Origin of the sequence: Pseudomonas sp. P20 (genome assembly GCF_016463925.1) — a bacterium.
GTDB lineage: Bacteria > Pseudomonadota > Gammaproteobacteria > Pseudomonadales > Pseudomonadaceae > Pseudomonas > Pseudomonas aeruginosa.
In genome coordinates, this window is record NZ_JAEMVM010000002.1 from 436,613 (window position 1) to 461,459 (window position 24,847).

Annotated in this window: 18 protein-coding genes and 3 pseudogenes; 10 read left to right on the plus strand and 11 right to left on the minus strand. The window is 62.9% G+C overall.

Annotation, left to right across the window (positions count from 1 at the left end; all coding sequences use genetic code 11):
• Positions 1-12 precede the first annotated feature (12 nt).
• The 9 genes and pseudogenes from metC to JHD77_RS33060 form a co-directional block, all read right to left on the minus strand.
• Positions 13-1,236 (minus strand): cystathionine beta-lyase, encoded by a 1,224-nt coding sequence (gene metC, locus JHD77_RS03175; protein WP_078458404.1) that lies wholly within the window; start codon positions 1,234-1,236, stop codon positions 13-15.
• Position 1,237: 1 nt separating this feature from the next.
• Complete coding sequence (locus JHD77_RS03180) at positions 1,238-1,969, minus strand: amino acid ABC transporter ATP-binding protein (RefSeq protein ID WP_078458405.1); 732 nt, start codon at positions 1,967-1,969, stop codon at positions 1,238-1,240.
• Positions 1,966-2,751 carry an amino acid ABC transporter permease gene (locus tag JHD77_RS03185; RefSeq protein ID WP_078458406.1) on the minus strand — a complete coding sequence of 262 codons (786 nt, stop codon included), beginning with the start codon at positions 2,749-2,751 and terminating at the stop codon, positions 1,966-1,968. The genes JHD77_RS03180 and JHD77_RS03185 overlap by 4 nt, the downstream gene beginning before the upstream one ends.
• Complete coding sequence (locus JHD77_RS03190; RefSeq protein WP_078458407.1) at positions 2,748-3,473, minus strand: amino acid ABC transporter permease; 726 nt, start codon at positions 3,471-3,473, stop codon at positions 2,748-2,750. Before JHD77_RS03190 ends, JHD77_RS03185 begins: the two co-directional genes overlap by 4 nt.
• Positions 3,470-4,333, minus strand: coding sequence for a transporter substrate-binding domain-containing protein (locus JHD77_RS03195; RefSeq protein WP_078458408.1), 864 nt, complete (start codon positions 4,331-4,333; stop codon positions 3,470-3,472). The genes JHD77_RS03190 and JHD77_RS03195 overlap by 4 nt, the downstream gene beginning before the upstream one ends.
• The gene (locus JHD77_RS03200) at positions 4,330-4,998 is read right to left on the minus strand and encodes a class II aldolase/adducin family protein (protein ID WP_078458409.1); all 669 of its coding nucleotides are present in this window, start codon (positions 4,996-4,998) and stop codon (positions 4,330-4,332) included. The genes JHD77_RS03195 and JHD77_RS03200 overlap by 4 nt, the downstream gene beginning before the upstream one ends.
• A 27-nt stretch (positions 4,999-5,025) precedes the next feature.
• Positions 5,026-6,918, minus strand: a complete 1,893-nt coding sequence (locus JHD77_RS03205; protein ID WP_370695155.1) for a TonB-dependent receptor plug domain-containing protein — start codon at positions 6,916-6,918, stop codon at positions 5,026-5,028.
• A pseudogene (locus JHD77_RS33055) lies at positions 6,897-6,984 on the minus strand (TonB-dependent receptor plug domain-containing protein); the annotation flags it as partial. The pseudogene JHD77_RS33055 and the gene JHD77_RS03205, both read right to left, overlap by 22 nt.
• Positions 6,976-7,710: pseudogene (locus JHD77_RS33060) on the minus strand (TonB-dependent receptor plug domain-containing protein); the annotation flags it as partial. The pseudogenes JHD77_RS33060 and JHD77_RS33055, both read right to left, overlap by 9 nt.
• Before the next feature lie 383 nt (positions 7,711-8,093).
• Here JHD77_RS33060 and JHD77_RS03210 point away from each other — a divergent pair.
• The 8 genes from JHD77_RS03210 (at position 8,094) to JHD77_RS03245 (ending at position 20,657) form a co-directional block, all read left to right on the plus strand.
• Positions 8,094-9,113, plus strand: a complete 1,020-nt coding sequence (locus JHD77_RS03210; RefSeq protein ID WP_017516933.1) for a ScbA/BarX family gamma-butyrolactone biosynthesis protein — start codon at positions 8,094-8,096, stop codon at positions 9,111-9,113.
• Between the two features lies 1 nt (position 9,114).
• On the plus strand, positions 9,115-9,795 hold the full coding sequence (locus JHD77_RS03215) for an HAD family hydrolase (protein WP_078458412.1): 681 nt from the start codon (positions 9,115-9,117) through the stop codon (positions 9,793-9,795).
• Positions 9,792-11,009: a cytochrome P450 gene (locus JHD77_RS03220; protein WP_078458413.1), complete on the plus strand. Its 1,218-nt coding sequence runs from the start codon at positions 9,792-9,794 to the stop codon at positions 11,007-11,009. The genes JHD77_RS03215 and JHD77_RS03220 overlap by 4 nt, the downstream gene beginning before the upstream one ends.
• A gap of 17 nt (positions 11,010-11,026) precedes the next feature.
• The gene (locus JHD77_RS03225; RefSeq protein WP_191519431.1) at positions 11,027-12,568 is read left to right on the plus strand and encodes an MFS transporter; all 1,542 of its coding nucleotides are present in this window, start codon (positions 11,027-11,029) and stop codon (positions 12,566-12,568) included.
• Positions 12,569-12,834: 266 nt separating this feature from the next.
• Complete coding sequence (locus JHD77_RS03230; RefSeq protein WP_017516929.1) at positions 12,835-13,341, plus strand: sigma-70 family RNA polymerase sigma factor; 507 nt, start codon at positions 12,835-12,837, stop codon at positions 13,339-13,341.
• On the plus strand, positions 13,338-14,297 hold the full coding sequence (locus tag JHD77_RS03235; protein ID WP_033992018.1) for a FecR family protein: 960 nt from the start codon (positions 13,338-13,340) through the stop codon (positions 14,295-14,297). The genes JHD77_RS03230 and JHD77_RS03235 overlap by 4 nt, the downstream gene beginning before the upstream one ends.
• 493 nt (positions 14,298-14,790) lie before the next feature.
• Complete coding sequence (locus JHD77_RS03240; protein WP_078458415.1) at positions 14,791-19,212, plus strand: NACHT domain-containing protein; 4,422 nt, start codon at positions 14,791-14,793, stop codon at positions 19,210-19,212.
• A gap of 65 nt (positions 19,213-19,277) precedes the next feature.
• Positions 19,278-20,657, plus strand: coding sequence for a multidrug DMT transporter permease (locus JHD77_RS03245; protein WP_223697219.1), 1,380 nt, complete (start codon positions 19,278-19,280; stop codon positions 20,655-20,657).
• 189 nt (positions 20,658-20,846) lie between these two features.
• Here JHD77_RS03245 and JHD77_RS03250 read toward each other — a convergent pair whose 3' ends face one another.
• The gene (locus JHD77_RS03250; RefSeq protein ID WP_033992023.1) at positions 20,847-21,704 is read right to left on the minus strand and encodes a hypothetical protein; all 858 of its coding nucleotides are present in this window, start codon (positions 21,702-21,704) and stop codon (positions 20,847-20,849) included.
• A 282-nt stretch (positions 21,705-21,986) separates the two neighbouring features.
• Here JHD77_RS03250 and JHD77_RS03255 point away from each other — a divergent pair.
• Together JHD77_RS03255 and JHD77_RS03260 are read left to right on the plus strand one after the other, a co-directional pair.
• Positions 21,987-22,475: pseudogene (locus JHD77_RS03255) on the plus strand (transposase); the annotation flags it as partial.
• A 189-nt stretch (positions 22,476-22,664) separates the two neighbouring features.
• A complete protein-coding gene (locus JHD77_RS03260; protein ID WP_043157817.1) occupies positions 22,665-24,275 on the plus strand; it encodes a methyl-accepting chemotaxis protein in 1,611 nt (536 codons plus the stop codon).
• A gap of 221 nt (positions 24,276-24,496) precedes the next feature.
• Here the strand turns inward: JHD77_RS03260 and JHD77_RS03265 are convergent, their stop codons facing one another.
• Positions 24,497-24,676: a glycosyltransferase family A protein gene (locus JHD77_RS03265; RefSeq protein ID WP_153576276.1), complete on the minus strand. Its 180-nt coding sequence runs from the start codon at positions 24,674-24,676 to the stop codon at positions 24,497-24,499.
• Between the last annotated feature and the right edge of the window lie 171 nt (positions 24,677-24,847).

Genomic DNA, 24,847 nt, shown 5'->3' on the forward strand with positions numbered 1-24,847 from the left:
AAAGGGAAAGCGTCAGGCCGGTTGTCCGTCTGTTGCGTTGGGGGTCGAGGCGGCTTCATGCGGGTGAAGAAGGGGCAGCGCCTGTTCCAGGTCGGCCAGCAGATCATCCAGGTCTTCGAGGCCGACATGGAGGCGCAACAGGTGCTCCGTGGCTGTGCTGCTGCGCGGGGATTGCTGGCGGATCAGGCTCTCGTAGCCGCCCCAGCTGGCTCCCTGGGCGAACAGCTGCAGGCGGGCCAGGAAGGCATCCACGCGGTCCTGCGGCTGGGCGGCGAGCACGATGCCGAAGAGTCCGGAGGCACCGCGAAAGTCGCGCTTCCAGAACTCATGGCCGGGATGCCCCGGCAGCGCCGGGTGAAGCACCCGCTGCACTTCGGGACGAGTGGCCAGCCAGCGTGCCATGGCGAGCGCCGAGCGCTCGTGCTGGCGCAGACGCACTCCCAGGGTGCGCAGACCGCGTAGGCCCAGGAAGGCGTCGTCGGCGCTGGCGATGTAACCCATCTCGCGCACCAGGTTGCGTACCGGCACGAACCAGTCGCGAGTGGTCACTATCACCCCGAGCATGGCGTCGGAATGTCCCACCAGGTACTTGGTGGCGGCGTGGATGGAAATGTCCACGCCATGCTCGAAAGGTCGGAAGAACAGCGGCGTGGCCCAGGTATTGTCCAGCAGCACGGCCAGCCCGTGGGCGTGGGCGATGCCCGCCAGCCCCGGCACGTCCTGCACCTCGAAGGTATTGGAGCCGGGTGCTTCCAGATAGAGGGCTCGGGTGGTCGAGCCGATGAGCCCGGCGATTTCCTCGCCGATCATGGGATCGAAGTAGGTCACCGAAATGCCGTAGCGCGGCAGCAGGCTGTCGAAGACCTGCCGTGCATGCCAATAACAGTTGGCGGTCACCAGCACGTGCTCGCCGCTGCGCGCAACCGCCAGTACCGCGCCGACGATGGCTGCGAGCCCCGATGGCATGATCAGCCCGCGAAAGCCACCTTCCAGCTCCGCGACCGCGTCCTCGAACGCCGCGGTGGTGGGGTTGCCATTGCGGCCGTAGAGGTGACCGCGATAGTCCGGCTCCTGACCGTGATGCCGGTAATCCTCGAGCACCTCGGGAGAGTCCCAGAGGAAGGTCGAGGCACGGTACACCGGTGTATTCACCGTGCCTTCGTGGCTGGCCGGATCGCGGCCCAAATGGGTGAGCAGGGTGTCGGGCCGCCACTCCTGGCGCTGAGGTCCGGACATGTCAGAGCACCCGCTCGAGAAAGCGTTGGGTTCGCGGATCGCTGGGGCTGTGGAGCAGGTGTTCCGGTGGACCCTGCTCGACGATCCGGCCGCCGTCGGTGAAATAGATCGTATCGGCTATCTGTCGGGCGAAACGCATCTCGTGGGTGACGATCAGACAGGTCATGCCGCTGTCCGCCACGGAGCGGATGGTCGCCTGGACCTCGCCGACGGTTTCCGGATCCAGTGCCGCCGTCACCTCGTCGAACAGCATGACCTGCGGGCGCATCGCCAGGCTTCGGGCGATGGCCACGCGCTGCTGTTGGCCGCCGGAGAGTTGCGCCGGATAGGCGTGCTCCTTGCCGTGCAGGTTGACCTGGGCGAGCAGGTCGCGGGCCCGCGCCTGGGCGCTTGCCGGTGCCTCTCCATGGACGCGAATCGGCGCCAGCGTGATGTTCTGCAGCACGCTCAGGTGCGGGAACAGGTTGTAGCTCTGGAACACCATGCCCACGTGGCGTCGCAGCTGACGCGGATCGGCGCCGCGACCCACTGCGAGGCCACAGACATTGATGCTGCCGGAGTCGAACGAGGCAAGACCGTTGAGGGTTCGCAGCAGGGTCGACTTGCCCGAGCCGGACGGGCCGATGAGGCAGGCGATCTCAGCGCGACGCACCTGGAAGGAAATGCCCTGCAGCACCCAGTGGTCGGCAAAGCGTTTGTGGAGATCGCGGACAGTGATCCGGACATCGTTCATCGTGGTTGGCTCCAGCGCCGCTCCAGGCGGCGTGCATAGCGGGAAAGGGGATACACGCAGATGAAAAAGGCCAGGAAGGCATAGAGGTATGCCGGCAGCAGCAGGTCCGGTCGGGTCTGGCTGTTGAGCAGCATCTGCAGGCGGGTGAGCAGCTCCTCCACGCCCAGCAGGTTGGCCAGCGAAGTGGCCATCAGCAGGGTGCAGAACAGGTTCATGGCTGGCGCGAGAAGGCAACGCACAGCCTGCGGCAGGATCACCCAGCGCAGCCGCTGGAACCGGCTCAGCGACAGCGCGGCGGCGGCGTCCCACTGGTTGGCGGGGATACCCAGCAGGGCGCCGCGAACGAACTCAGCGACGTAACCGCAGGCCGGCAATGCGAGGCCGGCGCTGGCCTTGAGCCAGTCGGGCAGTTGTAGCCAGCGACCTGCGATGTGCAGCTCATAGGGCAGCAGGTAGGCGGTGTAGAACATCACCACCAGCCAGGGCAGGCTGCGTAGCCCGCGCACGATCAACGCCGCCAGCCGACCGCCGATGCCAGGCGCCAGCTGCAGTATGCCCAGCACGCATCCGACCAGGCTGGCCAGCAGCATGGCGACCACGCCCATGAGCAGGTTCATCGCGGCGCCGCCAAGCAGCAGCGGAGTCCATTGCACGAGCAGCTGTAGCGGATCGCGGTAGTACCAGATGAGCAAGCCAGTGGCCAGGATCAACGGCAGTGCAATGGCGAGGCGATGCCAATGGGCTCGGGAGGCGGGGCGATAGGTGACAAGCAGTGTCTTCATGCGCCCACCTCGCCCGGAATCCGCAGGCGGTGTTCGAACCAGCGCTGGAGTGCTGTCACGACCAGCACCAGCAGCAAGTAGCTGATCAGCAGCACGGGCATCATCTGCGCGATGTTGCCGTTATCGGCCCAGATGCGATTGGAGGCGTAGAGAAGCTCCGGCACGGCAATCGCATAGGCCACCGCGGTAGCCTTCACGACCTGAACCGTTACGTTTCCCAGCTCAGGCAACGCCAGGCGCAGCGCCTGCGGCAGGAGCACGTGAAGACGTACATCACGCTCGCTCAGGCCCAGCGCTCTTGCGGCTTCCAGGGTGGTTGCGGGAACCGAGATCAGTGCGCTGCGCAGTGCCTCCACCTGATAGGCACCGTAATGCAGCCCGATGGCGATGATCGCCCAGCCCGTGCGGCCCAGCAGCGGCTGTCCGCCGGCGTCCTGAGGCATGAGGGATCCCACCCCGAAATAGAGCAGGAACAGCTGCACCAGCAGCGGCGAGTTACGCATCGTTTCGACGTAGGCATCGACCAGCAGGCGCACAGGTCGTCCGCGCGAGCTATGCAGGAGGGCGCCAGCCAGGCCGAGGAACAAGGCGAGGAGGGCGCTGCCAGCGGCCAGAATCAAGGTGTGTGCGAAGCCCAGCAGGTAGCGATGGCGATCCAGCGGATCGTCCAGGGCGTACAGCCACTCGGGGTTTCCCAACCAGAAGCTGAGGCTTTCGATCATGGCTCGCTCCGCACGCTGGCCGTGGCGAAGCGCTGGTGCTGCTCGGCCAGCCACGGGTTGGCGGGCAGCCCGTAGCGGTGCTCGAGGTCGATCAGGTAACCGGAGGCGTGCCAGTCGCGGACGATGGCGCCGACACTGTCCCGAAGCTGCGGTTGGTCCTTGCGAAGGGCGATACCCCAGGGGGCCGGGTCCTGCCCGGGTAGCTTCACTTCGAAGTCCTGCCATTGCGGCTCGCCTGCCAGCGCGCGGTACAGCACGTCATCACCCAGGGCGCCCACGCAGCGGCCGTCTAGAAGTGCCTTGCGCATCTCCGGCAAACCACTGAACGAAATGAACTCGATGCCGTAGCGCGCCTCGTAGGGGCGTACCCAGACACTGGTCAGCGGTGCACACAGGGTCTTGCCTCGCAGGCCTTCCCAGCTGTCGATGGATGTGTGCTTCGCAGCGAAGACAGTGGCTGCGGAGCTGTAGTAGCCGGGGGCCGCGAAGTCCACTTCGCGTCGTCGCGCCGGGGTGTCCAGCAGTGAAGTCACCAGCAACTCGCAGCGTCCCTGGTTGAGGAACAGCAGGCGATTGAGCGGCGTGACCTGCACCAGCTCCAGCTTCAACGGCTGCCCGGTCCGGGTACTGAGGCGGTGCTGCAGGTCGACGATCAGGTCGTAGATCAGGCCGCTGGCCTGGCCGTGGCTGTCGTAGCGTTTGAACGGAGGGAATTCGTCGGCGGTGCAGACGTTGAGCGTGCCGCGTTCGATGGCCCGCTCCAGCAGCGGCTCGCCCGATACCTGGCCGGCCAGCAGTGCAAGACTGCCGGCCAGCGCAGTGCGCGGCAGGCAGGACGCGACCCACGCCTGCGTTTTCATTGGTTGTTCCAACCCTGGCGAACCTGCTTTGCCGCGCCAGCGGGGAAGGTGCGCGCTCCACCCAGCTGCTCGGCGAGGAAGCTCAGGTACGCGGATTCTTCCAGGTTGACCAGCAGGCGCGTGGCGGCCAGCACGCCACCCTCCGTCCAGGCGAACGGACCGTGGTTGGCCAACAGTACGGCGGGTGTCCAGGGGTGCTCGCGCAGCGCGGCGACCACGGGTTCGCTGGCATAGCGCGGGCCCCATTCGGTGACGGGGATTGCCTGGTCTTCCTCGATGCCGAACAGCAGGGCGTTGGTGTGGGCCGGCAGCGGGCGGCGGGCGATGGCGAATGCCGACAGGAACGGCGAGTGGGTATGGATGACTGCCGTCGCGCGCGGTCGTTCGCGGTAGATGGCCACATGCAGGGCCGCCACTTCGCGCAGGTTATCGCTGGGGGTTCCCTGGGCATTGCTCAGGTCAAAGTCCAGCGCCAGCGCGGAGCCTGGCTGATCACCGTTGAAGGCGGCGATCAGCAGGCGCTCCTGGCCGGGCAGGCGCAGGCTCAGGTTGCCGGCGGCGCCGGGACGCAGTGCCTGGCTGTCGAGGAGCAGGCGCAGCGATGTCGCGACGTCCTGTTCGAACTGCTGGAAGAGGGCGATCGGGTCGATGGGAGTAGTGCTCATTGGGGGCTCCTTGGCTGGCGGGTGCGATCAGAAGGCGTAATCGGCTTTCACGTAGTAGAAGGCGCCTTCGGCGCCGGCGGGGGCGATGTTCGGGTACATCACGACCCCGCCGGCGGAACGGTTGCTGGTCAGTAACTTGTCGGGGTAGGAATCGAAGATGTTGTTGCCGCCGACGCTGAGCTTGAGCGCCGAGGTGAGGTTGTAGGCCAGGCTGGCATTGGCCACCCATTGGGCGCCGAAAGTCTGGTCGTATTGCTCGCCGTTGTTAGAGTTCAGGGTGTACTTGCCGTAGCGGATGGCGCTGGTCTCCAGCTGCCATGCACCCTGGCGGTAATCCAGCGCAAGGACGAGCTTGCTCTCCGGGCTGGCGCTCTCGACGTAGCTGAGCGCCTCGCGGTTGATAAGCACTACGCCGGTTCCGCTCAGTTCAGCGGGGTTTGCCTTGACGTGGGTGACCTGGGTCTTGCTCCAGTTCAGTCCTCCGTTGAAGGTCAGGGTGGCGGCGTTGGGCAGGTCGAAGCGGTAGTTGCCGTTGAGATCAAGACCATGGGTCTTGGTGTCCAGCGCATTGGTGAAGAAGCTGACTCCGGTGTAGGAGCCGTAGCCTGCGGCGTTCAGGATGCTGCGGACCTGCGGGCCGCTGAGGGTCTCCGACAGTGCGATGCGGTCCTTGATGCGAATGGCGTAGGCATCGAGCGTCAGCGAAGCGTTATCCACCGGCCGCAGGACCAGGCCCAGCGACAGGTTGGTGGACTTCTCGGGCTTGAGATCGGTCGCCCCCAGGGCGCGGGTGACTGGGCGGTCCACGCTGATGGTGCCGACCTGGTAGGCAATCGGATCACCCGGGTGGAAGTCGGTGGTGGTCGCCGAGGTACCGATCTGCCCCAGAGTCGGAGCCCGGAACCCGCTGCTGAGCGTGCCGCGCACGGCGACGCGGGGAGTGAAGTCGAAGCGTGCGGAGAACTTGCCCGTGGTGGTGGTGCCGAAATCGTCGTAGTGCTCGGTGCGCCCGGCGACGCCCAGTTGCAGCTGGTCCGTAAGCTGTTGCTCCAGGCCCAGATAACCCCCGAATACATGGCGGGAGTAGCGGCCCTCGTCGCTGTCCTGAATCCCCGGGAACCCCTGAGCGCCGGCGGCCTTGGCATTGGCACCGCCGTGTTGCCAGGAGGCCGGCTCGCCGGCGATGACTTCGTACTCTTCCTTGCGCCACGTCAGGCCGCTGGAAAACACCAGCGGCTGCTCGGCGTAGCCGACGCTGAAGTTCTTCACGTGGTCGAGCGAAACGTTGGTCTGCTCGTTGACCAGGGTGCCGGCGTCGAAGTCGTGCGGGCTTGCGGTGCCGAAGCTGGCGTTGAGGCTGTCCCCGACGTTGTACTGAATACGGTTCTGTCCGTAGGTAGCGCTGAGGTCGAAGTTGCCCAGCGTGTCGTCATCGAACTTCAGCCCTGCGGTGGCGGCACCATCGCGTGAGCGAACATCCAGCAGCGGCAGGAATCCATCGGGGTAGACGGCGGGCAGGTTGTTGGCGTCCACCGGACGGCGGAACAACGCCTGGGAGTGGGTGGTACGGTCCTGGTAAGTGGCGAAACCGTAAGCCTCGACCTGATCGTTGAGCGAGAAGCCGGAGTTGGCGCCGATCTTGAAGTCACCCAGCCCCGGCGATCCGTAGCGCCAGTCCCGGTCGGCGCTGGCCTCGCGCGGATCGCCGGCGGGGTAGAACCGACGGCTGTCGCTACCGCCGACGGAGGTGCGTTCCTGCCGGGAGCCCTCGGCGCTGAGCGTGAGAAAACCGTCGCCCGGCAGGCTGAACCCCTTCAGGCCGCTGACGCTTCGGGTGAAGCCGTCACCCTTACTGTACTGGCCGACGCTGCCCTGCAGGTCGCCGCCGTGGTCGTCCTGGCGCAACACGATGTTGATCACCCCGGCGATGGCGTCCGAGCCGTACTGCGCCGAGGCGCCATCGCGCAGAACTTCGATTCGCTCGATGGAACTCACCTGGATGGTCGACAGGTCCACCGATTGTGAGCCGCGGCCCAGGGTCGCCTTGGTGTTCACGAAGGCCGAGGCATGGCGTCGCTTGCCGTTGACCAGTACCAGGACCTGGTCGGCAGCGAGCCCGCGCAGGGTGGCCGGGCGTTGCGAAGAGACGCCGTCAGTGCCGTTGATCTGCGGAAAATTGACCGAAGGCACCAGGGTTTCCAGGACCTTCGCGAGGTTGGTGCTACCGACCGCCTGGATGTGTTGGGCGGTGAGAATGTCCACCGGGGCTGGTGCGTCCAGCGCCGCCAGGTCGGTGCGACGGCTGCCGATGACGGTGACGGTCTTGAGCTGCGGCGCAACCGCGGCCGGAACGCTCGCTTGCGGTACATCCCGACGATGCACCAGGACCGCACCACCGGCGATGCGCGAGAAGTCCAGGCCGCTGCCCTGGAGCGCGGCATTGAGTGCCTGGTCGCGGCTCAAGGCGCCGCGAATGGCAGGACTGTTGTAACCCTGTACCAGTGCCTGGTCGAAGGAGATCGGCTGCCCGGTCAGCCGTGAAATATCCAGCAGTGTGTCGGCCAGCGGTCCCGCCTCGAGGTTGAACTGCGTGACGCGTTCCTGTGCGGCGGGTGTTCCCTCCTGCGCCCATGCGCCGCCTGCCACCAGCGCACTGGCGAAGGCCACCGTGCATGCGCCAATTCCCCTCCGGATGATCCCCTTGTCCAGCATTCAAATCGCTCCATGGCCTGCAGATGAGTCGGCCGAGCGGTCTGTGCTTGCGCCGCGTCGTGCCGTTTTGGGTTTCTGCTGCCGTTGAGTGATTTGGCGGGGGGATTTTCAGTCGGTCGTTAGACCGTTTTTGCAGCCTCTCCAAACTTTTCGGGAAATGACCGGCTGCCCCCTCCTTATTAGCGGCGAGGGCTCTGGCACAGGACCTGCGGAAAAATCCGGGCGGATTTCGCATCGCCATAAGCGGCAAAGCAAACGATCTAAGGCAGGACTGAAAAATTGCGCTGGCAGTTGCTCACTGGGATGAGAACGGCATGAAGCCGCGTTGTTGTGAAGTGCAATTTTTGAAAGTGCCTGCAACCGTCTATGAAGGAGATCCCGACATGTCCGATGTCTCTCATTACGAGAACACCGTACCGCGCAGCATGGTGCATCGCGCCGCAGTCAGCGAAGTGTTCCTGACCGGTGCCACACGTTTCGACGATGTGAGCTTCCAGTGCGCCGCGCAGCTTCCGCGCACCCATAGCTATTTCAGCGAGCACTCTCACGGTGGCGAGCACTACGACATGCTGTTATTGCTCGAAGTATTCCGTCAGGCCTCGATCTATATCTCCCACGCCTTCCTCGGCGTAAGTCCGCAGGACAAGTTCCTCTATGTCGACAGCGATACCCGCCTGGTTCGTCGCGATCTGCTGCGGATCGGCAGCAGGCCCGCCTCGGCGCTGATCGACGTGCAGGTGGTCGACCACTACTGGCGCGACACCGTGCTGTCAGGTGTGACCCTGGACATGCAACTGCTGATTGATGGCCAGGTCGCCGCGCGCCACGAGCGCATGAGCATCCGCTGGATGCCTTCGGCCAGCTGGGACAAGTTGCGCGCCCGGGGCCTGGCAAGCGTTCCCGCCGATGCGGACCCACGGGTACAGCGCCCCGAACCGCTGGCCCCGCGGCGGGTAGGGCGGCACTGGCTGACCAACGTGGTGCTGGGGCGCGACCTGGACGAACAGGAGGACGGATTCTCCGCGAGCCTGATCGTCGACCGCGACAACCCGGCGATCTTCGACCACCCGCTGGATCACATCCCCGGCATGCTGCTGCTCGAAGGCTTCCGCCAGGTAGCGCTGGTCGCGGCACGTCGTTATCGCTCCATCGAGGCCGATGCGTTGCTGCTGTCGCAGTGCAAGGTTGCCTTCACCCGCTTTGGCGAGTTCGGCCTGGAGACCCGCTATCGGGTGCGCTCGGCCGACCTCCGGCTACAGGAGGACGGGCAGACCCTGTCGTTGCCGGTGGAGGTGGTGCAGGGCGGACAGGTGATCGCTCGTGCGGAAGTTCACCTGGTGCCGATCGCCTCGGCGCTCCCCCAGGAAGTCAGCGCCGTGCCGCTGCGCGAAGAGGTGGCCTGAGATGAGCGCACCCAAGTTCGTCTGGTTCGATTTCGGCGGCGTGCTCTCGCCGCCGATTCCGGAACTCTTCACCCAGTACCAGCGCAAGACCGGCATCGCACCGGCGGCCCTGCAGCAAGCCATGCAGGATGTCGCCGACGATCTGGGACTGCCGATGCTGGCGCCCATCGAGAACGCCGTGCTGAGCGAGGTCGAGTGGGGCGCGCGATTGGCCGAGGCGCTGCGCCGCAACGATCCTTCCCTGGACCTCTCCCGGGCACGTCTGGAGCAGTTCGGCCAGCAGTGGTTCAGTGGTGTCGAGCCCAATCCCGCGATGCGCGAGGCGGCGTTGCAACTCAAGGCGGCGGGTTACCGGGTCGGCATCCTCACCAACAATGTGGTCGAGTGGGAACCTTACTGGCGTGAGTTGGTGGGGCTCGACACGGTGGTGGATCTGATCGTCGATTCTTCCCGCGAGCGCTGCCGCAAACCGGACGCGCTCTTCTTCGACATCGCTGCCCGGCGCGCAGGATTCGCTCCCGCGCAGAACCTGCTGATCGACGACGTCGCCGAGAATATCGAAGCGGCCGCCGCGCTCGGCTGGCAGACACTGCACTTCCGCGACAACCCCGGTGCGCTCAGCGCTCTTGAGGCCTTGACGGGCATACCTTTGCGCGCGCCGCAGGAGGCACTTGCATCATGACCATAGCCCTTCACACACGTCCCCCCGTGCTGGTGTCGCAGATCCCCAACCTCGACGCGGCTGCGCAGTACCGCGTTGCCGAGCCCTCTGCGGGGCTGCCGCGAATCGTCCTGCCCAGCGGGCACCTGGCCTATCACCTGACGCGCTACGAGCACGTCCAGCAGATACTCACCGACGCACGAGCGATCCGCAGCCCGTGCAACGCCGAGGACGGTGCCAGCTTCCTGCCAACCATCACGCCCCCGGAAATGCTCCTCAACAATGACGCGCCCTTCCACAGCCGCCTGCGCAAGGTGATAGCCAAGGACTTCAGCCCGGCGGGTGTGGCCGAACTGGGTGAGCTCGTGGCGAGTGTCACCCATCAGCGCTTGGACGAGCTGGCACGGGCGGGCGAGGGGGCCGATCTGTTCGGGCTGGTGCTGGATGAAATACCCGCGACGGTGGACTGCCGCCTGCTGGGTATCGATCTGGCTGACCGCGCCTATTACCGGCCCCTGAGCCACACCATGCAGATCGCCTCCGACGAGGACGTTCCGGAACTGCTGCGGCAGTTCTGGGAGGTCTATGGCTACCTCACGGACCTGGTCACCGGCGTGCGGCCATCCCTGCCCGGCGGCCTGATCCAGCGTCTGGTCGCGGGGCGCGGGGACAGCGAGCCGCCGCTCAATGACAAGGAACTCGTGGGAATCCTCATTGGCGTACTGGTGGGCGGCGACCAGAACATCCTCACCGTCCTGACCAAGGTGCTCTATACGCTGCTCGCCGCGCCCGGCCTGTGGCAGTCGCTGGTCGACAACCCGGCGCTGATCCCCACGGCGGTGGAAGAGCTGCTCCGGCTGATTCCGCTGGGCACCATTTCCACCTTCCCGCGCCTGGCCGGCGAGGACATCGACGGGCCGTGGGGCGTGATCCCCGCCGGCAGCGCCATCTATGCCGATGCCTTCGCTGCCAACCGCGATCCTGAGGCTTTCGCCGACCCATTGGTGATCCGTCTGGATCGCCAGGGGCCGCGCCACCTGCAGTTCGGTTACGGCATGCACAACTGCATGGGTGCAGCGCTGGCTCGCCTCGAGATCACCACCGTCCTTCAGGTGCTGGTCGAGCGGCTGCCGCGTCTGCGCCTGGCGGTGCCCGCCCAAGAGCTGCCGTGGGTGCACGGCGTCATCCTGCGACGTCCACAGCACCTGCCGGTGCGCTGGTCCGCCACTCACTGACCTCGACGGGAGCTAGCATGAGCAAAGCACTGATCGACAAAGCCCTTCTGGGCGTAATTCTGCTGGCGATTTTCGTCGTGCCCAGTTCGATATCCGGCACGGCGCTGGCGCTGCCGGCGATCGGCAGCGATCTGTCGGCGCCGCTGACTGGTCTTCAATGGGTGGTCAACGCCTTCAACCTCGCCTTCGCCTGCTTCACCCTGACCTGGGGAGCGCTGGCTGACCGCCTGGGGCGCCGCCGTTGCTTCGTCATCGGCGTCGGCCTGTACGTCCTGGCATCGCTGTTCTCGGTGCTGGCGTTCCAGGCCTGGGTACTGGACCTCGCTCGGGCGCTGGCGGGAATCGGGGCGGCAGCGATCTTCTCCTGCGGTATCGCGATTCTCTCCACTTACTTCGAGGGTCCGGCGCGGCTGCGTGCCTTTGCCCTGTTCGGCACGGTGGCGGGGTTAGGCGTGAGCCTGGGGCCGACCATTTCCGGTCTGCTGCTGGACAGCGTCGGCTGGAGAGCCATTTTCGCTGCCCATACCGTGACGCTGGGCCTGGTGCTGCTGGGCAGTCCGTTGATACCCAAGGATGTCGCTCGCCCCGGCGGGCAGCGGTTTGACGTGCTCGGCGCCGGCCTGTTCATCCTGGCGCTGCTGGCATTGATGAGCGCTATCGTCCAGGGCTCGCAGTGGGGCTGGCAAAGCCAGGGCATCGGCTTGCTGGTGCTGGCGGCTGCGGGCCTGCTTGGCCTGTTCACCTGGCAGGAGAGGCGACATGTGCAGCCGATGCTTGATCTCTCGCTGCTGGCCAATGCCCCCTTCGTCGGTCTCGCCCTGGTGACGGTTGCTGCATCCTTCGGCTTCGTCACCCTGCTGACGTACCTGCCCAGCTACCTGTCCGGAGTCTTGCGCCTGGCGCCTACCCACGCGGGCCTGGCCATGCTGCTGCTCACCGCGCCGATGCTGGTTTGTCCGATCCTGGCGGGCAAATGGGTCGGTCGAGGCGTCTCAGCGGTGGGGATCCTCAAGGCAAGCCTGCTGGCGCTCCTAGCCGGGCTGGTTTCTCTGGCCCTGCTCAGTCAGCCGGGTGCGCTGCTCGCCCATCTGGCGGTGCCGCTGTTGCTGGTCGGGATCGGCATGGGGCTGTCCGCGGGTCTGGTCGACGGCCTGGCGCTGAAGACAGTCCCGGAGCAGCAGGCAGGCATGGCGGCTGGCCTGCTCAATACCTTCCGGCTGGGCAGCGAGGCGGTGGCGGTAGCGCTCTACGGCTCGCTGCTGGCGACCTTCCTCGGCCAGCAACTGGGGCCTCGTATCGCCCCGCTGGTTGAAGGGCCCGGCAGCCTGAAGGGTTGGTTGGATGCCACCGCGGCGGGAAACCTCGATGGGCCTGCCGGCGCCCCCGAGGGTCTGCTGCAGAGTCTGCAACCCTTGTTGCTGGCGGGCTACGACCAGGCTTTCCATGACGTGCTATGGGTGCTGGCTGGCATCGTGCTGGCCCTGAGCCTTGCGGTGGTATGGCTGGTCCGTCCGCTACGCGCGCAGGAACGTCAGGCGACGCTGGCCGGCGCGATCTGACGGCTGCTACAGAGCCGACAATATGCGCAACGGGCTCCTTCCGAGGAGCCTGCTGGCGTGTGTCCGCGTGTCGCATTTCATATAACGAAATTGCTGCAGCTTGAAATTTTTTATTTCTTCTTTGAGGCGATTGGATCATGCAGATTGATAGCCAACCGGTTCCTCGCAGGTCCCGGGTGCGTCGCCACGGCGCACGCCTCTTTCAACGACAGGCCCACTACCGCACCACACGTTGGCGTGAGCAGTCCCCAAAGGCCTCGATTCATATGGACCATGAAGCCCTCAAGCAGAAAGTATTCGGCCAGCTGTTTCAGCAGAACTACGCCTGGCTCTGTGCTCGCCTGTCTTATCGCACCGGCTGCGCCCACAGCGCTCAGGACATCGCCTCGGAAACCTTCCTGCGGGTCTGGTCGCACACCGACCCCAGCGCCATCCGCGAACCCCGTGCCCTGCTCACGACCATCGCCCAGCGTCTGATGTACGAAGGCTGGCGCCGGCGCGAGCTGGAAAAAGCCTACCTGCAGGTGTTGGCCACGACCCCGGAGGAAACCCATCCCTCGCCGCAGGAACAGTGGATCCTGGTGGAAAGCCTCCTCGCCATCGATCGCATGCTCGATGGCCTGTCGCGCCAGGCCAAGTCGGTATTCGTCTACAGCCAGATCGACGGCCTGACCTACAGCCAGATCGGTGAACGCCTGGGACTCTCGCTCGGGCGCGTGCACCAACTGATGGCCGAGGCGTTGCGTTGCTGCTACCAGGAGTTGGCCGGATGAGCCGCAAGCCCCTTGCCGATCCACTGGTGGAAGAAGCGATTCAATGGATGGTGCGCCTGCAATCGGGAGAAACCACGGAGCAGGAACGTCGAGCGCTGGAACACTGGCTGAGTACTTCGCCGCGGCATGAGGCGGCGTTTCAGAAGATTTCCCAGGGGCTCTCGCCGCTGCGTGAATCGCCATGGCGATCGCGCTCCGGGGATCAGCTGCTCAGCGCCATGCGGGCGCCGTCAGGGCGTCGCCAGTTCCTGCGCGCCAGCCTGGCGCTTGCCGGCCTGGCACTCGCCGCAGGCGCGATTCTACGTGTGGAACGCGCAGGGCTGGCGCTGCCCGGCGATCTCTACACCGGCACCGGCGAGCGGCGCTCCTGGAACCTGGAGGACGGCAGCCGCATCGATCTGAACGCGCGCAGCGTGGTTGCCACCTGTTTCGAAGAGCATCAGCGCGGCGTGCGGTTGCGTCAGGGCGAACTGTTGCTGCGGGTCGCGCCGGACCGTCGGGGAGCTTTTCGATTGGCCACCGGCAACGGGCAGGTGCTGGTCCATCGAGGCAGCCTGATGCTGCGCGAGGAAGCGCAAGGGACGCGCCTGGTCACCCTCGACACTCCTGCGCAGTTGACTCTGGGGAATGCCGGTACCCATGATCTTCAGGCGCACCGCAGCGTACTCTTCAATGAGAACGGCTTGTTGGCCAATGATGCGATGCAGCCATCGGAGAGTGCCTGGGTGGATGGATGGCTGGCGGCGCATGATCGCCCGCTGGCGTGGGTCGTCGAGGCAATCAAGCCCTATCGCCGCGGAATAGTCAGCTTAGATGCTGCCATTGCGGGCGTTCGCGTCAGCGGGCTATACCCGCTGGATAACAGTGACCTGACTCTGGAGATGCTCGAGCGCAGCCTTCCGGTGCGAGTAGTAAGGCGCAGCGAATACTGGGTCAGGATTGAAGCTCGGGGATAATTGGCGGGTCTGTGCTAACAAGCCCGTCTCTCTAGGCTGACAAGGTCTTGGCTGAGAGACTGCTACCGACCCTTTGCGGCCGTTCGTGGATGACCTAAACCGGCCAATAGCTGCCGTCCAGCGCTGTCCGCATTAAAGCTAGCGCTTGAGACACTGGCTTCGCTGTCCAGGCATAGTGCGTAGCAAACGTCGAGAACTCGACGTGGTGTCTCTGTGCGACTGCATGTTCCGTTGAACAATTTCCCCGACCTTGTCGGTGTCGAATCGGATGCGAGGCCTTCACCTGCTAAGATCGCGGGCTCGTATTAGCATATGAGAAAGCTTAGGGGCTAAATCGCGCGCCTTCTGAGGGTGAAATTGGGCGTTAAGCCCGTACAACTGGACTAGCTTCCCAGCGGTAACGGATAACCCACATATTGTTGCCTTCAGCTGCGTCTCTGGGTTCGCAGCAGAAGCCGATGCTGTCCTGGCAGCTTCTGAGCGTGAGTCACCTATGTCTGAAGACATCAAGAACACCGCGATCACCGCCGCAGGTTACATCTACCAGAACCGTCAAGGCCTCAGAGTCCTCTGCGATTGGCTTGACGCGCCGGCTCGTTACACCCGGGTAAAGTTAGAGTGCGACGACGAGGCTGTCGCGCCGACGGGGCTGGATGACATCGTTGTCGAGCGTGCAGATGGCCTGGTTGATCTTCAGCAGGTCAAGTTCACCCCGGCTCCAAACTCCCATCCGCTCTGTTGGGATTGGATGCTGGAAAAGACCGGCAAGACGGCGCGATCGAGGTCGATGCTGCGCAAGTGGTTCGATGCCTTCAAGGCGTTGGAATCGACGCGTATTGGTGTGCTTTCGCTGATGACCAACCGGCGGCCGGATGCCGATATCGAAGCTTGCCTGGAATGCGGCAAGATCTCCTTTGCCAAGATTGCCGAGCCCAGGCGTTCTCAAGTCATTGCGGAACTTGGTGATGAACAAGGCTGCGAGGCGTTCTTCAGCCAACTGCATATTCTTCACAGCGACAAGGGGTTCGACACGCTGGAGCAAGAGGTCGATGCACGACTTCGCAAGCACGGCACTCCTGAGGGCATTGCCACCCTCAAGAACGTAGCGTTGAACTGGGCAACGCGGAAAAACTTCCCGCCCCCTAACGGTTGGATCACGCTGGAGCAGGTCCGCACCATCCTGCGCTCGACGCCACCGGCGCCTTTGCCTGAGGACTTCGTTGTCCCACTGGGCTACGAGGTGCCTGATGAGACGTTCCATTCGGAGTTTGTCCGTGACGCCATCGGTGCTACCGGGAGTGCGATCGTGCTCACAGGGCCGCCGGGCCGTGGAAAGAGTACCTACCTGAGCGCGTTGTGCGACACGCTCGCGGAACGGGACATCCCCACAGTCCGACATCATTACTTCCTCTCGACGACGGAGCGGGGGCGCGACCGGGTGAACAGCTATGTGGTCGAGCAGTCCATCGAAGCGCAGGTCAAACGGTTTCATCCCGATGTTCAGGTACCAGCGGGCGACCTGCGCTCGCTCCTTGAAGCGTGTGCCTCTCACTACAAAAAACTGGCCAAGCCGTTCGTTCTCGTCCTGGATGGGCTAGACCACGTCTGGCGTATTAACGCCGAGGACAAGCGGCCGCTGGACGATGTGTTCTCCCAACTGATCCCATGCCCGGACAACATGGTACTCCTCGTCGGCACTCAACCTGTGGACGACGCCCAGTTGCCGACAGACCTGCTTGCCTTCGCGCCCAAGGCTGAGTGGCGTACGCTGCCGGCGATGTCTGAGAACGCAGTCCTGTCCTATTTGCGCAGGGCGCTTCAGGAGGGCAGGCTTACGACTGAATTCGAGGGCGAGGATGGTTCGGAAGCGCACCTGCAGGAGGCTGCAACCGCGCTTCGCACAAAGACCAATGGCCATCCTCTGCATGTCATCTATGCCGTCGCGGAGCTTGAGCATGCCCGTCGCAGCCTGTCGAAGTGGGATGTCGAGCAGTTGAAGGGCGACTTGAGTCAGGATGCAAAGTTCTACTACGCATCGCTTTGGGAAAGCCTCCTCCCAAGCCTAAAGGACACATTGCGGCTCGTATGTGCCTTTTCGTTCTTCTGGCCGAAGCCTGCATTCACAGAGATTGCGGCGAAAGTTGGCGCGGCGGAACCGGAGGTCTCGAAAGTGGAGCATCTGCTTCATTCTTCAGCAGCTGGCCTGAAGGTTTTTCATGAGAGCCTGGCGGTCTTCGTGCGTACAACCGCCGGATACACCGACCGCATCAACGAGCTGATGCCGGCGGTGGCAAGTTGGTTGGAGACCACTGCGCCTACCTCGCTACGCGTGAACTGGCTTTGGACGGTCCAGGCGAGGCTAGGTGAACCCAAAAACCTCATCGCCGGCCTCACCCGCGACTGGATCATGCTCCGCCTGGAGGAGGGATATCCAGAGTCGCTCTTTGAGACGCTGTTGTCTGAGGCTCTGGTCGCAGCGCTGGACATCCACGAGTTCGCTGAAGCCTATCGACTGGAGCACCTCAAAGCACGGATGGTTGGTGGCAGCCAGTATCAGATGCAGAACGACGACGCGGCCAGGCTGATCTCGTTCACGTTGATCCTGACCGCAGAGGAGGGCGTCGTGCGCGAGGCTGTGGCTTCCAGGCATGAGGCAGACATCCTGCGGCTTGCCGCGCTCGGGTTGGCCCTGCGTGCACGGGGCGACCAAGTTGTCGCCGAGGCGTGCGGTGAAGAAGCGCTTCGTCGATTCAGAGGCGTGAGCCGTTTCTCCAGCAGGTACTCGTCGGGCGCCGGCTCTGATGAGTTCCAGTTCCTGGTCGACGCATTTGCGCGGCTTGGTGCCATCGGATCGACCCCGACAGCGCTGGCCCGGCTGGTGTCCGAGAACGGGCCGGTCGTTTGGCTGCCGCGAGTCCAGATGCTGGTTGAGGAAGGCAATTTGGATGACTTGATGGCAGCCGCTGCTTCGCTCGCCCCAGGTGAGAGTAAGAGTCTCATCAGTGATGCGTGCGTCCGCGCGGCAGCGACCGCTGGAGTGAGCATCGCAGAGCGCGATGACTTCAGCGAGCTCGGCCGAACCCCGTTAGTCGCTGCCGTGGAGGCAGCCAGCATGCGGGCTTCCAAGCCGTTGAACGCACCTATCCCTACCGAGTGGCTCAAAGGCGGCTACTACGAGCGCAAGGAAGATCTCGCGACGCTCGCGCACCACTGGTTTTTCAGCGCCGTTCAGTTGAGCCTGTGCATGGCTGCGGAAGGGCAGACCGCCTTTGAGTTCGTGCGGGCTCCCGCCTACGAAGACCGGAAGAACATCACCGACTTCCTCAACGCACTCTCTGTGGCTGCGGCACAGGTTGCGCAGCACTGGTGGCGGGGGGAATTGGTGGACTTCCATGAGTTGTTCAAGTTACTCAAGGCGGTGGAGTTCAGGCGTTTCAGGCAAGGCCATGACGAGAGCTCTGCAGCCGAAGACTTCCGGAACGCGCTGCATCGTATTGCCTGCGACATCCGCCTGGGCAGCGTCCTACTGGACCACTTCGACAATGTGGCCCTGACCAAAGAAACCATGGAGGCGGCCGGGCAGTACGTTTGGTTTGACAGCGAGTCCTTCCGAACTCAGTACGCGGCCGGATTGCTGACGAGGATGAGTGACGATGCGGCGGCGGCCTTCGTCGAGTCCCAGCGTGTCCTGCTTGATGCAGAGATCCGCCATGAAACCAGCGTACATCTTCAGACGCCGCTCCAGCTCTGTGCCATTGCGCTAGCCCATGGGTTGAGCAACAGCGCTCGTGAGTTGTGCAAGCAGACGTGGGAGTTGACCACTGGCTATGCGCATCGCAAGGACCCTACGCTGAACAACACTGTCGACGCAATCGGCTACTTGGTCGATGTCGCGCCGAACGACGCTCGCCGATTGCTCGGCCGTATTGCGCCGCAGGTCCACCACGTCCTGGACTACACCGACGGGAAGGGCACCAGGCATGTACTGACGGCCGCCGATCGGCTGCTTGCGAAGTTGAAGCCGTCCGCTCTGGTGATTAAGTACGAGGAGCACACGCACACAGGCGACTGGTCGCAAGCAGAAGACAGTTTGCGGGAGTACGTGGTGCAAGGCATCAAGGACGGTTGGCCCCTGGACGCGTTAATGCGAACCGGACTGCATCCTGCGATCCATGACGTGCTGAGTAGACTTGCACTGGAAGGCAGCTCAAGCGCTGCGGAGCGACTTCGAGTCCTTCGGGAGCACGCCGGTTGGGACATTGGCCTGCTGCAGCGATCGGAGTATCCCGGCAGCGGTAGCGAGAGCAAGCCTTACACGGGGGATGTCACGACCTTTGCGCCGGAACAATTCGGCGACCTGCTCGACAGCCTATCGGCGAGCTACAACGAGCAAGCGAGACTTCTTCGCGACTGGTATCAGCACTGGGACAAAGCGGGGCAGGGAATGCGACTGCTCGCGGCGCTCGACGGCTTGCTTCTGTCAGAAAAGGGTTGGCCCAGGGGAGTCCTGGTACTGTCTGACCTGGTCTTTCAGACGAGGCGCAAGCTAAGTGGCGTAAAGTCGGCATGGAAGTACCTTGTCCAGGCGCACATCCGAAACGGGGCTTGGGTCGGGTTCGCGGAGAAGGAAGAGAAAACCCTCAGTAGACTCGATTTGGTCGTCAAACACTATCCGCAGCGCTGTGACGAGTTCGTGGCTGCGACGACCTACGGCATGTTCGGTGACCCCGAACTGCCACGTGTGGCGCCCACAGAAGTGATGGTCTACTTCTACGCACGACAAAAGCGAATCGCGGAGGCCGTGAAGTTTGCGGAGACGATGGTCAATTGCGTCATTGAAGACACCCGCACCCTGCCGTTGGAGCGGCCTCGCTGGGCGGCTGAGTTGATCTGCTCTACAGGGGCGGAGGCTTGATGGACGAGCTTCGTATACTCATTGGCCGGCTTGGTTGGCCGTCGACGTCTACACGGTGGTGGACCATGCAGGAGCTGGCAGCCCTGCTAGGTGAGTCGAGCTCGAGAGCTGAAACCGAGACCGCGTTGCTCCAGCTGCTGAGCTCACGCAAACTTGAGGCCGAAGCGGTCGAGGTCCTGTGTATCTTCTGGATGGCGGCACACGCATACGACTACTCACCCACTCCCAAGCTGGCTGGGAGCATCCCGAGGTTATCCATCCTTTCGGACCTGCTACTAGAAAGCCTTGGTCTGTTGAGAGAAGGCGACGACAGCGAGTTGGAGGAGGTTCCCGAGGAATTTGAGATCCCCCAGGATTTTGATGGCGTGCAAGGCATAGATCTGCCCCGGATTTTCCGCACTTCTATGCGCGAGCTCGATAAGCATACTCGGCTGCCTTTCGTTCGGCAGATGGCCTTTGAGTGGACGTCGAACCGCGCCGCCTATCCAGAAGCTCCGTTCCAAGGAGACCCCTGGCACTTCTTAAGGCCCATGGGCGAGGGTTTCATCGGACAGCTCTCCTCACGGACGGCCCTTCGTGCCATCTCCGCCTACCTTCGGACGCTGGCGGTTGCCGAGGATTTGTGGGGCATGCCAACGGAACTGGCGGAAGAAAAGGCACTTTTGGCATTGCCTGTCCATCCGACCTTAGCTTTGCTGAGACCTCAGCGCCCGACTTGGTTCCCCGCGACAACTGACTTCGACGGTGATTCAGAGGCGATTGAAACATCGTTACGAGCCCTGCTTGGCCGTATACATACAGCGCGGCCGGGTGACGAACTGCTCGCGTTCAGCTCACCAATCGTGATGTCAATGGAGCGGTGCGTTGAGGTTTCGATTATCAGATGGTCGCAAGCGGCGGGCAGCACCACCACCGATGCGGAATTGGCTGCGCATTTGGCGAGCTTCTGGTCCCACGGGCGGATGCTGCGCAGCGTGGCCCCAGAGCCACTGAGCACGACGACCCTCTTGGCACCGGCCGATCTTGACGGACTGATAATAGATGAGCAGTGCAAGGCCTGGCCGCTTGCTGCGCCGCTCGGCCTCGACCGTTTAGGCTATCTTCAGCACGATCTATATCCGGGGCGGCTTTTCCTTCCAACGCTACCTGGCTCCGACCTGGCTGAACTCATCCCTTGTGGCGGGGAGTTGGAGGTCAAAGTGGACGAGCAGGTCATCGCGGACCTCTGTTATTGGAATACAGGCTGGGGAGTCGCGCGCCCGATGCAGTTCGGTGGCAACTGCGGTACAGCACTCATTTCACGAGGCACGAGCTACCGGGAAGGGGTTGCCTCAACGGAAGGAGCGGTGCGCTCATTCTATCTTTGGCAGGTGAGAACACTGCACCGAGACAACACCTTCGACAGGTTTAGCCAAACGCTGACGATGGGCGCTATGTTCGTCTAGTGAATTCCACATCACTGTTGATGACCGATGACCGCTTATGGCCGGTTTCTGCCTGTCGCGACCGACAGAAGCCGACCCATTGCAACAGCTCACAGGTGACCTGAACCGGCCAGAAGTGGGCGCTGGCGCTCCCAGCCTCAAGCCTAAGGCGTCCCCGATTTTCCAATTCTCGTGGACAGGGGCATCTGATTACAGCTTGAAGTCATCGTATCCACTATTGCTTCGCTTCGTTCTGGCGCCGTGGCCTGGTCCATCAGTGACTGGCGACGATGAAGACACTGGAGGGAGCAATGGCTGGGTACCGTTTTGAGGGTCAGAGAAGTTGATCCAGCTGTTGAACGCATTGGCCTCTTCGGCGAGAAAACGCTCCAACTGCTTTTGCTGCTTTGGGTTTAAGAACCTACCGGTGGCGCCGATCGTTAGCGTATCAATTAACTGATCCAAATCATTGGCGGTTGGTTGATCCAAAAGCTTCACGGAGCTTGTTCCGTAAATCAGCATCATCAGCCCATTAGTAAGCAGGCCTTCTGAACGTATAGCGGCGAAAATCCGGGCGAATCTTGTCGTGTTGTCTCCTCCAACTGGCACCTGCTTTAGCCACTCCAACAAGCTGTAATGCTGTTCCATGGCCGGATATTTGTCGGGCAGCATTGAGGGCTCTGAGTAGTTGGTGGCTGCCAGTGTCATCTCTGGGAAGTCGTAGGGCTGAGGCTTTTCGTAATACGGCATTAGGGATGCCGTGTTGTAAACGTAGATAATGGGAAAACCACATCTTTCGAAGCTCAGATTCTCCTTGTATTGCTCCTCCTCAAATCTGATCAGCTCCCCCCCTTCCTGCACCTTCGTTTCGGCGAGCAGGAGTGTTGAGTCATCCAGCGTCGCAAGGAAATCCGCGCAAACTCGATTTACCCCATCGCCCTGTTGGTTTGCAAAGTACTCAAGGTGGCTGCAGCGGATCCTTTTGTCGCGGCAGTAAGCCCCCAAAGCGCCGATGATTGCGGATTGCAGCTCGTTTTCCTTCTGGGTGCGTTCACGTCTTTGTCGCATTGGAATACCTAAATCAGAGAGATAAGCAGGGAGGAGGATGCTTGGATGAGCTGGCCATCGTCGCTGGTGATGACGGCCTTACTCTCATCAGCAAAAAACCGCTGTGCGCCAATATGCCAGAGTCCCCTGGCCAGTACTGGCTGTTTAGCAGCTGAATCGCCCCTAGTTTCGTCGTGACTACCGAATCTCATAAGGGGCTTAATCAATGGCGGCTTCTGGTCCAGGCTGTGTGAAAACGTCGCCCTCGCCTAGAGTTGCTGGAGTATTGTCGCGGGGCGGGGTATGAAGCGATTCATCGAAGAGGTGAGCCGGGCGCAGGTCAGCTTGCATTCCCGAATGCCTGGATGACTTCGTCGCCGAAGAATATCCGATTCGCTTCGTCGAAGCCTTCGTTGAGCAACTCGACTTGGTGGCCCTGGAGTTCGATGGGGTCACCCCTGCCGTAACTGGGCGACCGTTCTATCACCCCCGTGGTGGTGGTGAAGGTCTACATCTACGATTACCTCAACCGTATTCAGTCCAGCCGTCGTTTGGAGCGCGAATGCCAGCGCAACCTCGTGTTGAGGTGATTGACTGGGCGGTTGGCACCGGACTTTAAACCGTTGCCGACTTCTGGCTCGACAATGGCACAGCCATTCGCAATGTCTGCCGGCAGTTTGTCGCCCTGTGTCGTCAGCTCGACTTGTTCTCCCGGTCGCTGGTTGCCATCGATGGCAACAAGTCAAAGCGGTCAACAACCGCGCTCGAAACTTCATTCATGGCAAACTCCGGATTAATAGAGTCCAGTGCGGTCTCTTCAGCCGCTCGGAAATAGCTGCAGTCGGCAGCCGAGGCTGCAACTTTAGTGGCCTCAGACCATGGTCTATTCGGGCGTACTTTTCCGGTCAACTTCATAAAAAAGAGTTTCTACTGTGTTCCTTGACTGCCAATTAGTCACTTCTACCTACGAAGGAACCTACTATGTCCATCAGAAACATTCGCGTCTCGACTCGTATCAGCCTGGGCTTCACCGGGCTAGTGCTGCTGCTGATGGTGGTCGGCGGTGGCTCGCTGCTACAGATGCAGCGTATGAACACGAGTTCGGCGGAGGTTCATGACAATTGGCTGCCGAGTATTCTCGCCTTGGATGAGCTAAATGGCGCCTCCATGCGCGTGCGAATTTCGACGTTGCGCGCGGCGGTCCGCCTGGAGGCCGATGCTCTGCCGCGCATCGAGCGGGAACGGGCCGGCCTGGCTGAGGCCCAGGAGCGCTACCGCAAGTTGATTTCCAACTCCGAAGAACAGCAGATCTACGAGCGCTTCGCGGCTAACCAGCAGACCTACATCGAAACCCAGAATCAGTTGCTGGAGCTGCTGAAAAACGCCAAGAGAGAGGAGGCCGACAACCTGATCGGCCAGATGAGCAGCCGAGCGACGAGCATCGCCAGCGACCTGGAAGCACTAACGAAGCTGAACAGCGATGGCGCTACCAGCGCGGCCATGACCAGCAAGACCGCCTATGAGAACGCGAAGCTTATGGTCTGGCTGATCCTGGCTGGCACTGTGGCCCTTGCCATTGGCCTGGCCGTGCTGCTCTCGCGCAGCATCGTGCGGCCGCTGGCACAGGCGGTGCAGGTGGCACGTACGGTGGCCTCGGGCAACCTCAGCGAGCATATCCAGGTGGAGGGCCGCGATGAGGCGAGCCAGTTGCTGGAAGCGCTGCGCAGCATGCAACAGGGCCTGCGCAAGACCATCAGCACCATCTCCGATTCCTCGGCGCAACTGGCCTCGGCCTCGGAAGAGTTGCATGCGGTGACCGACGATTCTAACCGCGGGTTGTTGCAGCAGAACCAGGAAATCGAACAGGCGGCAACCGCCTGCAATGAGATGAGCGTGGCGGTGGATGGCGTGGCGCATAACGCCGCCAACACCCTGGAGGCTTCTCGCCACGCCGACCGCACCGCCAAGAACGGCCGCGAGCAGGTGCAGCAGACGGTGCAGTCGATCAATGCCCTGGCCAGCGATGTGACCGGCAGTGCCGAGCGCGTGGAGCTCCTAGCGCGGCAGATGCAGGATGTCGGCAAGGTGCTGGATGTGATCCGCGCCATCGCCGAACAGACCAACCTGCTGGCGCTCAACGCTGCCATCGAGGCGGCGCGGGCCGGCGAACAGGGCCGTGGCTTCGCCGTGGTGGCCGATGAGGTGCGGCTTCTGGCGCAGCGCACTCAGCAATCGACCCAGGAGATTGAGCAGATGGTCGGCGCCCTGCAACAGGAAGCCGCCAGCACCGTGCAGACCATGCAGGATAGCACCACCCTGGCCCAGTCCACCGTGCAGCTGGCGGAGGCCGCCAGCGCCTGCCTGGACGATATCACCGACACCATCGCGGCTATCAATGAGCAGAACGTGCTGATCGCCAGCGCTGCCGAGGAGCAGGCCGCGGTGGCCCACGAGGTCGAGCGCAACCTGACCAACATCCGCGACCTCTCGGCGCAAACCGCAGCTGGCGCCAGCCAGACGAGCGCCTCCAGCCAGGATCTCTCGCGCCTGGCGGTGGACCTGCACTCGGTGGTGGCGTCGTTCCGCCTGTAAGGGCGACTCAAGCATTGTTAGGCGGGTATGGTGGGCGCTGCTCTTTGACTGTGCCGCTGCTACTCGCCTGCGACTCGCCACCCAGTTCGGGATGATTGCTGCCCAATATAAAACGCGCCTTGGCCCGCTCGCAGGCGCGTGCCATAGCGGTTGACGCCTCCGCGCAGGAAAAACGGTCATCCGCATCCAGCCGCGCGTCCCAGGCCGCCGCAGGCAGGTGCTCATCCACCCAATCCCAGTAGCGCATTGCGGGCCTTGGCTGCGCTGCCGCAGTTCGCTGTGAGCACGATTAGTTTCGGATTGGACAACAAGGACTCGAACGCCGATTGCCAGTTATCACTGGAGCCATCATCGAGGATCACGACTACTCCTCGGCCCTGCTGCACGATCTGCTGCCTCATGGCAGAGTCGAGTGCGCTTGGCAGCTTGCCGGCTTGATTGTGCAGACAGATACCGATGACGACTTCGGCCGTGCTTGCGCTGGCCGATAATTCACCGACCAAGTGAGTCCCGCGCGAGTAGACGATACGCGAGCGTCGGCGTGGCGCACGAAGGTGGGCGCAGACTGATGC

Coding starts and splice junctions, on each gene's coding strand:
- JHD77_RS03195 (WP_078458408.1), bottom strand. CDS start 4,333: ATGAAAACGCAGGCGTGGGTCGCGTCCTGCCTGCCGCGCACTGCGCTG.
- JHD77_RS03190 (WP_078458407.1), bottom strand. CDS start 3,473: ATGATCGAAAGCCTCAGCTTCTGGTTGGGAAACCCCGAGTGGCTGTAC.
- JHD77_RS03260 (WP_043157817.1), top strand. CDS start 22,665: ATGTCCATCAGAAACATTCGCGTCTCGACTCGTATCAGCCTGGGCTTC.
- JHD77_RS03265 (WP_153576276.1), bottom strand. CDS start 24,676: ATGAGGCAGCAGATCGTGCAGCAGGGCCGAGGAGTAGTCGTGATCCTC.
- JHD77_RS03230 (WP_017516929.1), top strand. CDS start 12,835: ATGGACCATGAAGCCCTCAAGCAGAAAGTATTCGGCCAGCTGTTTCAG.
- JHD77_RS03180 (WP_078458405.1), bottom strand. CDS start 1,969: ATGAACGATGTCCGGATCACTGTCCGCGATCTCCACAAACGCTTTGCC.
- JHD77_RS03240 (WP_078458415.1), top strand. CDS start 14,791: ATGTCTGAAGACATCAAGAACACCGCGATCACCGCCGCAGGTTACATC.
- JHD77_RS03250 (WP_033992023.1), bottom strand. CDS start 21,704: ATGCGACAAAGACGTGAACGCACCCAGAAGGAAAACGAGCTGCAATCC.
- JHD77_RS03220 (WP_078458413.1), top strand. CDS start 9,792: ATGACCATAGCCCTTCACACACGTCCCCCCGTGCTGGTGTCGCAGATC.
- JHD77_RS03200 (WP_078458409.1), bottom strand. CDS start 4,998: ATGAGCACTACTCCCATCGACCCGATCGCCCTCTTCCAGCAGTTCGAA.
- JHD77_RS03210 (WP_017516933.1), top strand. CDS start 8,094: ATGTCCGATGTCTCTCATTACGAGAACACCGTACCGCGCAGCATGGTG.
- JHD77_RS03235 (WP_033992018.1), top strand. CDS start 13,338: ATGAGCCGCAAGCCCCTTGCCGATCCACTGGTGGAAGAAGCGATTCAA.
- JHD77_RS03215 (WP_078458412.1), top strand. CDS start 9,115: ATGAGCGCACCCAAGTTCGTCTGGTTCGATTTCGGCGGCGTGCTCTCG.
- JHD77_RS03225 (WP_191519431.1), top strand. CDS start 11,027: ATGAGCAAAGCACTGATCGACAAAGCCCTTCTGGGCGTAATTCTGCTG.
- JHD77_RS03245 (WP_223697219.1), top strand. CDS start 19,278: ATGCAGGAGCTGGCAGCCCTGCTAGGTGAGTCGAGCTCGAGAGCTGAA.
- metC (WP_078458404.1), bottom strand. CDS start 1,236: ATGTCCGGACCTCAGCGCCAGGAGTGGCGGCCCGACACCCTGCTCACC.
- JHD77_RS03185 (WP_078458406.1), bottom strand. CDS start 2,751: ATGAAGACACTGCTTGTCACCTATCGCCCCGCCTCCCGAGCCCATTGG.